10 protein-coding genes, 1 tRNA gene and 1 pseudogene are annotated in these 13,405 nt (G+C 45.5%); 5 read left to right on the top strand and 7 right to left on the bottom strand.

All coding sequences use genetic code 11. The features are described 5' to 3' along the window. Nucleotides 1–128 precede the first annotated feature (128 nt). From F6K53_RS17045 to F6K53_RS17030, 4 genes and pseudogenes are all read right to left on the bottom strand, one after another. Nucleotides 129–1,072, bottom strand: a pseudogene (locus F6K53_RS17045) (IS5 family transposase). Between the two features lie 778 nt (nucleotides 1,073–1,850). Further along, on the bottom strand, nucleotides 1,851–3,644 hold the full coding sequence (locus tag F6K53_RS17040; RefSeq protein WP_293081398.1) for an SLC13 family permease: 1,794 nt from the start codon (nucleotides 3,642–3,644) through the stop codon (nucleotides 1,851–1,853). Between the two features lie 559 nt (nucleotides 3,645–4,203). Further along, nucleotides 4,204–4,389, bottom strand: a complete 186-nt coding sequence (locus tag F6K53_RS17035; protein ID WP_293043579.1) for a hypothetical protein — start codon at nucleotides 4,387–4,389, stop codon at nucleotides 4,204–4,206. A gap of 62 nt (nucleotides 4,390–4,451) precedes the next feature. After that, the gene (locus tag F6K53_RS17030) at nucleotides 4,452–5,462 is read right to left on the bottom strand and encodes a hypothetical protein (RefSeq protein WP_293043577.1); all 1,011 of its coding nucleotides are present in this window, start codon (nucleotides 5,460–5,462) and stop codon (nucleotides 4,452–4,454) included. A gap of 691 nt (nucleotides 5,463–6,153) precedes the next feature. On the opposite strand from F6K53_RS17030, the gene F6K53_RS17025 reads away from it, so the two are divergent. Beyond that, entirely contained in the window at nucleotides 6,154–7,056 is a 903-nt protein-coding gene (locus F6K53_RS17025; protein ID WP_293081390.1) for a tetratricopeptide repeat protein, read from the top strand. Between the two features lie 96 nt (nucleotides 7,057–7,152). On the opposite strand, the gene F6K53_RS17020 is transcribed toward F6K53_RS17025, so the two are convergent. From F6K53_RS17020 to F6K53_RS17010, 3 genes are all read right to left on the bottom strand, one after another. Then, on the bottom strand, nucleotides 7,153–8,880 hold the full coding sequence (locus tag F6K53_RS17020; RefSeq protein WP_293023687.1) for a succinate dehydrogenase/fumarate reductase flavoprotein subunit: 1,728 nt from the start codon (nucleotides 8,878–8,880) through the stop codon (nucleotides 7,153–7,155). Between the two features lie 170 nt (nucleotides 8,881–9,050). After that, a complete protein-coding gene (locus tag F6K53_RS17015; protein ID WP_071107458.1) occupies nucleotides 9,051–9,362 on the bottom strand; it encodes a hypothetical protein in 312 nt (103 codons plus the stop codon). Nucleotides 9,363–9,564: 202 nt separating this feature from the next. Next, nucleotides 9,565–9,637, bottom strand: a tRNA-Arg gene (locus F6K53_RS17010). A 331-nt stretch (nucleotides 9,638–9,968) separates the two neighbouring features. Here F6K53_RS17010 and F6K53_RS17005 point away from each other — a divergent pair. From F6K53_RS17005 to F6K53_RS16990, 4 genes are all read left to right on the top strand, one after another. After that, nucleotides 9,969–10,100: a hypothetical protein gene (locus tag F6K53_RS17005; RefSeq protein WP_293023612.1), complete on the top strand. Its 132-nt coding sequence runs from the start codon at nucleotides 9,969–9,971 to the stop codon at nucleotides 10,098–10,100. A gap of 371 nt (nucleotides 10,101–10,471) precedes the next feature. Next, nucleotides 10,472–11,131 (top strand): Npun_F0813 family protein, encoded by a 660-nt coding sequence (locus tag F6K53_RS17000; RefSeq protein ID WP_293023609.1) that lies wholly within the window; start codon nucleotides 10,472–10,474, stop codon nucleotides 11,129–11,131. A gap of 93 nt (nucleotides 11,132–11,224) precedes the next feature. After that, the gene (locus F6K53_RS16995) at nucleotides 11,225–12,259 is read left to right on the top strand and encodes a hypothetical protein (protein ID WP_293023606.1); all 1,035 of its coding nucleotides are present in this window, start codon (nucleotides 11,225–11,227) and stop codon (nucleotides 12,257–12,259) included. Beyond that, nucleotides 12,256–13,275, top strand: a complete 1,020-nt coding sequence (locus tag F6K53_RS16990) for a hypothetical protein (RefSeq protein ID WP_293046866.1) — start codon at nucleotides 12,256–12,258, stop codon at nucleotides 13,273–13,275. The genes F6K53_RS16995 and F6K53_RS16990 overlap by 4 nt, the downstream gene beginning before the upstream one ends. Nucleotides 13,276–13,405 lie beyond the last annotated feature (130 nt).

The following is a 13,405-nucleotide window of genomic DNA, read 5'->3' as shown; positions in this document are numbered from 1 at the left end:
TTCCTGACTGTTGGTTCCTCAACACAGAAGCTTGGCTACTGCTTTTGGATTGAGAAAATCTATATATAAATTTGGCTTTGTTGCATGAATGATTAAGAGTCAAAATGCTCCCCCTCTCAGGAGAACTCTTAAGAATCATGGGCATAGCTATCAGGCATACCTAAATGGGTCATACGATTGAGGGCAGCACAGGCCAGTAAAAGTTCTACAGCCTGGTTATCGAAAGTACGACGAGAACAACTAGTGCCAAAGATCACCTTGAAACGAAACATCGCTGTTTCCGATAATGAGCGACGGTGGTATCCACTCTCGTGTTTCCATTGGCTTCGACCCACTTGTTCAATCCGCACCAGGTTCTGATTGCGTGGATGGTTGTCCCCCTCTTGTGGCCAATATTGAGCATCATGACGTGGGGGGATATTGACCTGAGCACCTCGAGAACTGATGGCATCATAGCACTTGCGCTTATCATAGGCTCCATCTGCGGATACTGCTTCAATATTTTCTTCTATGGCGTCCAACACCTCCGATAAAGCGGAATCGTCACTGAGGTTATTGGTACTTACTAGGGCACTAAGTATCTCCCCTGTGCTCTCATCCACCCCTAGATGAAGCTTTCGCCAACTGCGACGTTTGCTCACACCATGTTGACGCACTTTCCAAACTCCATCCCCATACACTTTTATACCTGTGGAATCCACCACCACATGCCGTGGCAAATTCCTTTCTATGACGGGCATTGCTACACTTAATTTTCCCAGTCGCCTCGATACCGTTGAATGGTCTGGTACATCTAAGTCCACCCCCATTAACCTAAATAACGACTCCATCAATCCTTGGGTTTGCCTTCCTGGTAAATTCAGCAGTGAACTGATCGTACTCATGGAGCGCGATCGCTATGTCACTGTATTGGGGTGATCTGCCTCGTTTCCCTGTCTTGTGCGGATTCCACCATCCCTCAAGTACCTCCTCATCAATCGGTGAAGGTCAAACTTCCTCGGTTTTAATGGGCTGTGTTGTACTCACTCCAATTCCTAATTTTATATTGGGTCTTGGTCAAAGCTTCTGTCATGGCTGGGTCGAGCAAAATTTTTCTCTCTCACATATTATTGCAGCTAACTCATACTCTTTATGCAACAAAGCCTATAAATTTTGTATCTGGGTTATAAAAATACTTCTTGCCGAAAAAGGCAAAAGGCAAAAGGCAAAAGGCAAGAGGGTAAATAAATCCATAATTTTATTTTACAATAAAAAAAGACTTCCTAGGTTTACATCTCAAAGACAAACGCTATAGCAATCCCTATAGGAATTGTGATAATTTTTGTTCCCTGTTCCCTATTCTCTTTTCCCTATTATATGTTCCCTGTTGCCTAAAACATTAGGTAAGCTTGACCCATTAATCTCAGGGGGTTACAAGCTAATTGAAAATATTACAGGGGTTAGGTTTTAGGGGTTAGGTTTTAGGGAAGATTGCCCTTACGGGATGGATTGATTAAAACTATCATTGACGAAGTCTTGTTAAAATTGCTTCAATTGCTGGCAAATACAAATGACTCCGATGCGCTCATTTTACCCAAAACCTAAAACCTAAAACCTAACACCTATCTAGGTTTGAGCTTTGTTGTCACCCCGTGAGCCCATTAATAATTAAATCGCCAGGGGTCACACCTCATAGATTTATAGCTGACCCAATTTCAAACGTCTGTAATGTCTTTGGTTAGATTTTATTTAATTCATTAAGGGGGTATGGCAACCGGATTTGGTATTATTCATTTGAAAAACCAACCCTGTCTTGAGGCAAAGCGCGCATGAGGAGGGAATAAAGATTAGCTTATTTATAGCGGGGAGACTCAAGACAACCCATACAGGGCAATCACCAGTGGCGGAATAATCAATGCCATCAACAAACTTAATGGGGCACCCACCCTAGCAAAATCCAAAAACCTGTAACCCCCTGGCCCATAAACCATGGTATTGGTCTGATACCCAATCGGAGTCATAAAACTATTAGATGCGGCAAACATCACCGTAAACATAAACGCCAGAGGATTGAGACTCAAACTCTTAGCTACCTCCACAGCAATCGGCAAAAGTAACACCACCGAAGCATTATTAGACAGCACCTCTGTGATCAGGACAGTAACCACATAGAACAGTGTTAACAACCAATAACCAGGCAGATTACCCCCCAGTGCCACTAGATTTTCGGCTAACCATTCAGTTGTGCCTGACTCCTTCATGGCTATTCCCAAAGGAATTAACCCAGCCAGCAGGAAAATAATATCCCAGCGTACTGTTCCGTACAGTTCCCCAGGCTTGAGACAACCAGTGATCACCATCAACACTACTCCCAACAAGGCACTCACCATAATCGGTAGCACATTAAAGGCAGCTGCTAAGACTACCCCTACAGTAATTGCGATCGCAATTACTGCTTTGTCTCGCCGTAGGGTTTCTAAATCTCGCTGTCCAATCACCAACAAATCTCGACTGGTTTGCAATCCCAACAAACTTTGCCTTGGACCTTGTACCAACAGCACATCACCAAAGTGTAAGGAAACTCGTCCAAGTCTTTCTCTGACCAGCTCCTGTCCCCGTCGAATTGCCAAAACTGTACCGTTATAGCGTTGCCGAAACCGCATATCCTTTAAGGTTGAGCCAATTAAATTAGAGTTAGCCAGGATCAACACCTCAGCAATCCCCTCCTCCCCAGAGGTAAGACCGGTTTCCAAGGGTTGCTGTCCAAATTGGACATCAGCTAAGATGTCTATCCCTCGTTCATCTTTGACTCTCAGCAGACACTCCCGACCAGACCTCACAATCAAAATATCCCCTGGTCGTAATACTTTATCTGCCAGGGGTTGGGGAAAACGACTACCATTGCGAATCAGTTCCAAAACGTCCAAATCAAACTTCCGCTGGATTTCACTGGCACGTAGGGTTTGCCCCACTAGGCTGGAATCTGGTGTAATCACAATTTCACTGACATACTCTTTGAGATTATAGTCCTGAGTGACAATACCATTGCTAGCTACTTTACGGTTGGGCAAAAGTCGGGGTGCCACTAGAGCCAAATATGCCAATCCTATGGTGAATGTAATTAGCCCCAATCGGGTGAATTGAAACAAGCTGAAATCACCATAGCCCAACTGTTTAGACAACCCACTGGCCAAGACATTAGTGGAGGTGCCAATGGTAGTGATCATGCCCCCTAAGATAGTGACAAAGGATAAGGGCATCAAAAGCCTAGAAGGGGAAATACTTTGCTTGCGGCACCAATCTTCTACAATAGGAAGTAGTACAGCCACCACAGCTGTATTGTTAATGAAGCCCGTTATGGGCCCAGCAATTATTCCCATGGTAAATATTTGCTGGGTTGACTCCTTGCCTCCCCACTTCAGCAGTAGGTCATTCACGATTTGAAGCGCCCCAGTTCGGGCAATCCCAGCACTGAGGATAAACATAGCCATCACAGTGATCGTGGCAGGGTTGCCAAAACCGGAGATTCCCTGTTCTGGGGTGACTAGCTTTAGAAGCATAAGTAATACCATCACTGCGATCGCAGTGATATCCACTGGCATCCATTCCCTAATGAAACTGATTAAAGCTAGTACGACAACGCTCAGGGTTAGAAATATAGTCATAGATACAGCGGTTTGCAATTCAGTTAGGTACAAATTTCTGGATTTTAGGGAACAGCGGATCTGGGAACAGCGGATCTGGGAAGTCAGAAGTGGGAAGTGGGAAGTCGGAAGTCGGAAGTGGGAAGTCGGAAGTGGGAAAACAATCCTGTGTACCTGATAGTTATGCAAACCGCCGTAGCGATCGCTCTCACCAAAAAAGACTACCTTAGTTAGGTAGCTCATGGACATCCATCAAACATTTTGATAAATTTACCTATCCATGGAATTTATCTCGCCATATACTAGCCAAAATGATTCAATAACGCTATTAGTTAGCGTATCCTTTATCAAACTAATTTATAGTTATAGCAATGAGCATAAGCCTTAGGAAATCAAATTAATTTAAAGGTAACTTCGGAACTTCGGAACTTTGTAACAAGCATGTACTAATCTTTATTCCCCGAATTCATCCGTGACTATGAACTTAATTATTCATTATTATCTAGTCAAGTATATCCCTTAATTAAAACTTTAAATTAAGACACCCTTTATTTAAAAAAATTTAATAATAAACTCTCAATTATTGTTGACTGTTGACCGTTAACGGTTGACCGTTGACCGTTAATCTTACCATCCCGCCAACAAAAAAATCAATTAAATTAAAATTGAATAAACTCCTGGGGGTTGCTCTGAGTATGCCAGGGGAACAGGTAGCTTCTGGAGTAGGGGAGTAGGGGATATTCCATGTCCGTCCCCATTCCCCCATCCCCCCATCTTCTTCAAAGTAAAGCGTGGTAGCTCACGCTTCGAGCAATTTTCCACTTCCCATCAAGCAGAATTCCCAGAGGAATCACCCTTACTACCGTGGTCAATACGCTTGATCGGTTTCGGTCTTGGTCTTTGGGGTTTGGGTGCTGTGGCTGTAGCCGCGCCATCCTTTTTACGAGCAGGGCGTGGCTTCGGGTAACTCTTTTTAGCACCAAAACGTTTTTTATTTTTATTAAATGGTTTCCTCTTAGGTCCTTTTTTGTTGAGAAACCCAATATCATTTCCTTCCTGGATCACCAGGGTATTGGCTTGCAGCTGTGCATGTAAATCCCAAAAATGACCAACAACCCTTTCTCCCAGGCAACCCTTAAGCTTTAACTTGAAAAACTTAGGCTTATCTGACTCTTTACGAGGTAATTGCCTAATTTTAACAACGACTTGTTCCTTCTCCCGCGAATGGTATATCACCTCGCCACGAATGGAAAAATAGCCATCCTTCGGAATCGGTTCCGCCTCAGCTTCTGAGGAGTCATTTGATGTCTCGACTTCTGTTTCGGACTGAGCAACTCCCGAGTCAGTTGTTTCAGCTTCAGCTGTGGGTTCGAGAGTTTCTGGTTCCCAGACGCCAACAATTTGGACATGTAAGTTATCGTCTGCTTGCCTGATGCGAGGATAGACAACCCAGAGGTGGGGCTGATTGAGATCTAAGTGATTCTTGACCAAACTCATGACCCGACCGAGTAACACCGCATCAATCAAGGTTCCATCTGCCCCTACCAGTGTTCCCCTGGTCAACTGTTCTGCGGAAGGCATATATTTGCCATTGACCAGACCAATGGCGCGGTATTGCCTAGGTTCACTGGGGGCAGGAATTGGGTGCTGTCTTGAGACCTTACTTGAGACCTGAGTAGTTACTGTCCCATTAGATTCAGCTAAGGGAGCTGATTTGGTGGTATCTTGAGAGCCACCAGTTGGTGTTTCTGGGGGCTGGTTTTGCACACTGGATACTTCCGGTGGTTGGATTCCAGACGACTCAGCTGAGTCGGGAAGCCCATTCACAGACGAATTCATATAACCTCCTAGCGGCGGAGACACATTCCCATGGGTGGTTTTGACTGACATTGGCAGCATTATTTTGTCAACATCCTCCAGCTTTCCGGTGTCCTTTCCAGAAAAAATTATCCTGGACTGTTGCCACCACAAAACTGGAGGGTGAGCGCACTTGGTACTAGTCTACCCACTGTACAGAATGCAGTGAGAGAAAGGTTAGATCCGCAAAGTTTATGGAATCTTTAATCTGAGCGGTTTCTAGCCGATTTAACTGAGCCTTAATGCTAGCGTATTTATATAGATGGGATTGATGGGAGGAGACTTGAAAACCCCCAAATCGTTTCATAATGGGAAGAGAGTAGCAATCTAGTACATGCGGGTATGTTACGCATGCGTAACATACCCGCATGTTTTCAACAAAACTCCTCTGGGATTGTGGTACAATGGGCCTATGCAATAACCAAGCAATAACAGTATTAGGCTTGACATCCAGATAATCTTCTACAAGAGTGGGTAGCCTGCGAAAAGGTAACTGAGTAAAGCCATCAGTTTTAAATCTCCCGAAAATAACGGAGTAGAGCAACAAAGTTGTCACCTCAAATTCAATATTAGGTTGGGTTCCAGCCGATTTGAAGCCTGTGGATAGGGTGCTGCCGACAGTCCTAGTTGAAACAGGAAGTAAACAGGCTTCGTTGTGACGTTTTTGTCCGCGATGTTCACGTTTTATAGAACAGTTCAAGAAAGTTTTGTGTCTCAAAAGCGCAGTCTCTGGATCAAAATAGTGCTAGTACTAGCTGTGCTAGCGTTTATCGGTATTTCGATGATTCCTTTGCTAGGGAATATTTTCAAGGATAATCCCGCCTCTGTTGGGGCAACACCTACAGCTACACCAAATATTTCTGCCCAGCAGCAAGCAGAACTAGAAGCTCAAGCCAAGGGTTATGAACTAGTCTTGCAGCGAGAACCAGAAAATTTAACGGCTTTGAGAGGTCTGCTGGAGATACGGCTACAGCTAAGAGACATCAAAGGCACCATTGAACCCCTAGAAAAGTTAGCCAAACTCAATACTGACCAGACAGATTATGGGGTCTTGCTGGCTCAGGTAAAACAACAAATTGGCGATCGCGAAGGAGCAGCTCAAGCCTATCGGGACATATTAAACGCTAAGCCTGGGGATATGAATGCTCTGCAAGGGTTAGTTAGTTTGCTAACCCAGGAAAACCGCCCAGAAGCAGCCATCGGTTTGCTGCAAGACACCTTAAAAAGTTCCCAGCAAGTCAATGAGATTAAACCTGGGAGCATTGATGTCATTTCTGTGCAGTTGTTGTTAGGTCAAGTTTACGCGAATCAGAAGCGTTATGACGAAGCCACAGCTATATATGACCAGGCGATCAAAGGCAGCCAAGATGACTGGAGACCAGTGCTAGCTAAAGCCATGATTTTTAAAGAACAGGGTAACACTGAAAAGGCTAAACCCCTGTTTGACCAGGCTGAATCCCTAGCACCAGCCAAGTACAAAGACCAAGTCAAACAGTTGGCAGCCGAAACTCCAGAAACTCCAGAAACTCCAGAAACTCCAGAAACTCCAGAAACTCCAGAAACTCCAGAAAATTAGTCATTGGCTAAACCATGATTAGTGATGAGTAACCAACACAGGCTAGGAGTGTTACTTACTCATGACTCGACCAGTGAGGCAGTATCGGAGTAACAATCAATACTTCCGCTCTTTCGGTTCAAACAAGGTAATGCTTACCGGTTTATATTGCAGGTCAATACCTGCGGATGAGTAAAACGCTAGGGTGTGTTTGAGAAAATTGGGATCATCCCGTTGGGGATAATCCTCCCGGCTATGGGCACCCCGGCTTTCTCGTCGGTTCAGAGCAGAGGTAAGAATAATTTCTCCGACTATCATTAAATTGCGCAGTTCCAAGGCTTCGATAATTTCCGTGTTCCAACAGTTGCCTTTGTCATCCAAATAAATTTGCTGGTACTGTTGTTTGAATTGTTGCAGTTGGTTTAATCCCTCCTCCATGGACCCTTGGTTACGGAAAACGCCACAGAATTGGGTCATACAGTCTTGGAAGGCTTGACGCAACTGGTTAAGCCGTAAGGTGCCAGATTTTTCCACAAGGGCTTTGATTTTTGTCTGGGCTGCATTGAGGTAGGATTGCTCGTCAAGGTCTGGTAACTTCCGGTCTTGGACGTATTTTGCGATCGCAGCACCGGTTCTTTTGCCATAAACCACACATTCCAACAGGGAATTACTCCCGAGGCGATTTGCCCCATGAACAGATATACAGGCTGATTCCCCAGCGGCAAAGAAGCCCTCAATTAACCCATCTTCACCACTATGAACTTGTCCATCGGTGTTGACAGGGATTCCCCCCATGGAATAGTGGGCAGTTGGTCGTACTGGCATTGGTTGATGTACTGCGTCAATACCAACCAATCGATGGGCTTCTTCCCAGCAGAACGGAATCCTACTCATAATCTTTTCTTTGCCCATGTGGCGCAGGTCAAGGTAAACAAAAGGTCCACCTACACTGCCATCAGGGTGAATGCCACGACCAGCTCTGAGTTCTAGGGTAATCGCTCTTGAAGTAATATCCCGAGGTGCCAGTTCCATTTGTTTGGGGGCATAGTCCCTCATAAAGCGATCGCCTTCTGAGTTAATCAGATAAGCCCCTTCCCCTCGTACCGCCTCAGAAATCAAAACCCCCACCGGATACAAGCCTGTAGGGTGAAACTGTACAAACTCCATATCTTCCAAAGGCACCCCAGCCAGAGCTGACATTCCCAGACCATCCCCAGTGGAAGCAAAGTCATTGGAGGTGGTGTTAAATACCCGTCCATAACCCCCAGTAGCAAACATGACCGCTTTTGCCCGTACTACTTCCACCTTCGTGTTTAGGAGCTGGAACATCACCACCCCTTTTGCCTGACCCTCTTCCAAAATCAGCTGCATAACGTACCACTCATCGTAGAGTTTGACACCGTTATGCCGGAGATTGTTCACCAGTTCATGCAAAATGGCGTGACCCGTCTTATCTGCCGCGTAGCAAGTGCGGCGATGGGAATGACCTCCAAAAGCCCTCTGAGCAATCCGACCATCTGGTAAGCGGGAAAACAGAACCCCCATGTGTTCCAGCTCAATGACCACCTCTGGAGCCTCTTTGGTTAGGATTTCTACTGCATCCTGGTCTGCCAAGTAGTCAGACCCTTTAACCGTGTCAAAGGCATGGGCTTCCCAGCTATCGTCAGCATCAACATTCTTCAGAGTAGCTGCCATACCCCCTTGGGCAGCCACCGAATGGGAACGAATTGGGTGAGTTTTAGCGACAAGGGCGACATCGAGCTTAGGCTCAGAGCGTTTAATCTCTAAAGCAGCGCGACATCCAGCTAATCCCCCACCGACAATAATGACATCGTGTTCTAGCATCTCGGTCGTATTATGGAATCCCAATTCCTATTTTAGGCTCTAGGTTCTAGCCTCTAGGCATTTACCCTCTAGGATTGCGGAAAAAGTATGAAGCGCCCCTCCTCAAGCACGGAGGCTCTCAACTCCCCTTCCCCGGGTTCTGAAAAAGCCGGGGATGGTCCGGATTATCTTCAACCGGTCGCCCCAATAGGTTTCTGTCTAGGGGCTCTGCCTCCAGCTGTTGATGTGGTTTCCTCCTCTTCCATCTGAGCAATTTCAATATGGTTTAACAATGTAGTCACGAAGGCAAAGAGCAGGAAGGGCAGAGATAGTACCAAAATCAGCCCGACAGTTGCCAGAGCGTAAATTTGGCGGTCAGCACTCCAAAGAGCTAAGGCTGAGGCAAGACTCAGGAAAATTACGATTAACCAAACCATAATTTGTCCATAAATGTCACCAAAGCTTAGGGTGCAGACAATGCGATATCGTTGTAAGTTATCCATGGCATCTCTTGACACATTTCTTTATTTTTCTTACCATATGCGTCTCATCCAGGTTTGGGGGATTTCTCAATAATTTTTAAGAGGAGCGCAACATCAGTTTACATTTAGATTTACATTTAGTCATTAGTCATTAATCCTTAGTCCTATGTATTTTGTGAGCCAAATTAAGCCGACTTTTGACCAATAACCAATGACCAAAGAGCGCCCTCGGTAGGATTTGAACCCACGACCCAGGGATTAGAAATCCCTTGCTCTATCCACTGAGCTACGAGGGCATAGCTATATCATACATCAGAAAAAACTGTTTTTGCTTGGCTGGTGATCGGGTACCAGTCTCTGTGTGCCTAATACCTAGTCCTATCAAGGCGCTTTGCGGGTATTCACTCCTGTATCTGTAAACCATAACCAAAAATTATACCAATTTAAAACGGGACAGTCAAGGTCAAGGAGGAACAGGGAACTTCGGATAAAGGAACAATGGCTCCGGTAACAGAAAGCATTTCCCGTTAAGCGTTGCCCGTTACCCGTTCCCGATCTCATACCGAGTTGCATTCAAAGATAGTAGATTGCTTGGATAGGGAGATAGGGAGATAGGGAGATAGGGAGATGGGGAGATGGGAACCCACCCCTAACCCCTCCCAGGAGGGGGAGATGGGGAGATGGGGAGATGGGGAGATTGGGGGAAGAGAAAGTTGTACGTTTGACCGCAACTTGGTATCAGGAGAGCCTTGGGCTTAAGTGGAGAGCCACCACAATAATTATCGATTGCTTGTCTCAATTAGCGGTAAGACTCAAGGCACTTAGCTCGAACCCGAGTTAAGGTAGGTACATAGTCAGTGTCACTGATCAGAACTTAGTCAGACTCTGTCACAAGGATTCTGATCAGGAGATAGTGACTATTACTCTGTCAAAATTGAATTGAGGGGTAAACTATACTTTTCCGGATTAGGCACGCTTTTACTAGGCATTAGGTATGACTTAACACCGTGCCACCGTGCCACCGTGCGACTTTGCCCTAACCCTCAAAACTAAATTGACAGAGTACTAGGGGGTTAGAACACTTCGTCAACAGCACCCCCTGACCCGGTCAGGAGTCATGTGCCAGTATCATGTTTATTTTGAAAAGGCAGGATGTTGAAATCTCTAGTATTCAGCACCCACAGAGGGAGCAGCAAATCCCGATTCTCAATTACCAGGGGCAAACCTTTCGCCTGCTCAGTGTATTTGGTGCCACTCAGGAAGAGGAAGCCATAGCTTTCTGGCGAGACCTCACCGATCATCGGGGAAAAGCTTGTGTATTGTTGGAAGAACCTGAGCGCTACAGCGTTTGGGGAAAAATCCGTCTGGATCAATTAGGCACTGAACCCAGCTCTGAGGGCACTAGGGTATCCTACATTCAAGCCTGTCTTTTGCTACTACAGACGGTGTATATGGATGTGGAAGACTTCTTAGGAGCTAGACAAGCTGGGTTGTTCCAGAAGGATATCGCCAAGATCTTGATAGATTCAAACTTTCCCCAGGTTCAATCGAACCAAGCTGTACAACAATTGCTCAAAATCGACCCCCTTACCAACTCTGATTTTCCTATCTGGGAAGAACATCATCTGATCACCCTGTTGCAAGAACTATATCGCTTAGGTAAAGACTATTTTGGCAATACCAACTTTGCTCAGGGGGTTAGCGATATCTTGCAGGATATGCCAGCTCAGGAGCAAACTCAGTTTATCAACTGGCTTAACAACTGTGATCTTAGTAAACTATGGCAATAATCTACAATTAAAAATAAGCTTAAGAATCATAGATATTTTAGCTGCCTAACCATAGTCTTATTGTGCTAGTCAGTGATAAGTGTGAAATTCCTTATGAGCAGCTCTGCAGAACGGTCATCAGGTAATCTATCCCCCCTCAGCAGCAATACCATCATCTATGGTGGTATTGCTTGGGCGATTATCTCCCTATTATTCTTCTTGCTGTTTGGGATTACATCCCCTGGGCAAGAAAGTCCATTTTGGTACCTGATTAGTACCTACTTTTTAGAATGTATACCCTTCCTAGTAGCAAGTATTCTCTGTTTCAGAAATTGGCGTAGCCCTCAGATTGCCAGTGGACGAAATGTCTGGCTAGGACTCGGTCTGGGGAATCTGTTCTATTTGATGGGTGACTTGATATTCGGTGTGTGGGAGCTGTATTTTCACCTTAACCCTGATGTATCACTAGCAGATGTGTTTTACTTATCCTCCTACGTATGTCTTGGGGTAGGCATGTTTTTAGCAGTTATTCCCAGACGCTTAAACTTAGAACTTTGGCAAGGGTTAACGATTGTAGCGATTGCCATAGTGGGGATGGCCTTAGCTGCTTTGCTGTTACTTGCCCCTTCCCTCGAATCCAGCACTCCTGAATCTGGTGATGTGACAATTGCGTATTCTATTTCTGACTCGACCACACCACTTCTGGTCAAGGAAAATAATGCTATGGTCATCTCGGCAGAGCCATCTGAAATAACCAACTCTGAGGCTAATCAGAGTACTGATCATAATTCTCCAAGGTGGGCTATCGAACTTGACAAGTCACTGAGTGCCTATTCAAACCAATTGACGACCCTCTACATTGCTTTCGATGTAATTCTGCTGATTATTGCCTCATCCCTACTGTTAGCTTTTTGGGGTGGACGTTTTTCCCAATCCTGGCAAATGATTGCCGCTGCAACATTTTGCCTGTACATTGCAGATATGTGGTTTAAGTATGCTGAGACTAGACCGAACTACGAAAGTGGCGGTTTACCAGAAGTCTTTTTTGTATTCAGTGGTGTATTGTTTGCAATAGGGGCTGCCCTGGAATATCAAATATCGAGCCGTTCCCGTCGTGGTTCACGCAGGCGAGCTGAAAAAGTAGCATGAGTCCAAGAAAACTATCTGATGTCGATAAACAGGACATCCTAGAACTATATCGACAGACAGCAGAGACAACCTCAACGCTGGCTGACCGTTATGGAGTTAGTAACTCCACCATTAGCCGTATCCTTAAGAGCAACTTGTTGGAGCCAGAATACGAGGCTCTAATTCAACAAAAGCGCTCTAATCGTACTGCTGATCATGTTTCCTCTTCTACTGTCAAAACGTCTAAGCCTGTGGTAGAATCAGCAGCTCAACCATCACTAGTTGGACTCGAAAATGAACCATTAGCAAATGAACCATTAGCAGAATCTATCAGTGATTTATTGACTTCAACCTCTACTGATGGACGTCGGCGGCGTAAGCGTTCCTCTGTGGCTGCTCAACCACCAGTGGAGGAAGAGGAGCAACATACCCAACTGCAACTTGATATTACCACATCAGGTTCAGATGAAGATAAGTCTGTTGATGACCAAGATGAATTCTTACCTGAGGATAAGGGACTAGCAACTAGGAGCTTCGCTGAGTTGCTCGACGAGGATTTAGGGGATTTGGATCAAGATGATGATTTAGAAGATTTAGAGGATTTGGATGACCTCGATGACCTCGATGACCTCGATGACCTCGATGACCTCGATGAAGATTGGGACGATGACTTGCCGGATTCCGAGATTCACGAATCCATCAGAACCTCTGTGGCTAAAAGCGGTTCTTACATTGAAATTTTGCCCCTCTCGGAAGCTTCTCTTCCTAAAACCTGCTATCTGGTAGTCAGCCGAGCGGCGGAGTTAATTGCTCGCCCTCTCAATGAGTTTAGCGACCTCGGACAAATTCCTGACGAAGAAGTTCAAGAGACAACCTTGCCAGTATTCGAAAACCATAGGGTGGCACGGCGTTTTTCTAACCGTTCTGAGCGAGTCATCAAGGTTCCTGATGCTCAGATGCTTCAGAAGACCTCTTCCTATTTGCAAGCTAAAGGAATTACCCGATTATTAATTGATGGTCAGGTCTATTCTCTTTGATATCAAGTCTGCTGGCTTCTGGGTGAGGGACTTTCGCCCTTAGGGTTTTAGGGAGTCGGGAGTCGGGAGTCGGGAGTCGGGAGTCGGGAGTCGGGAGTCGGGAGTCGGGAGTCGGGAGTTGGGAGTCGTA

The sequence above is a fragment of the Moorena sp. SIO4A1 genome, assembly GCF_010672065.1.
Taxonomy (GTDB): Bacteria; Cyanobacteriota; Cyanobacteriia; order Cyanobacteriales; family Coleofasciculaceae; genus Moorena.
The sequence above is the reverse complement of the archived record's forward strand: the minus strand, read 5'-3'. Positions and strand labels throughout refer to the sequence as shown.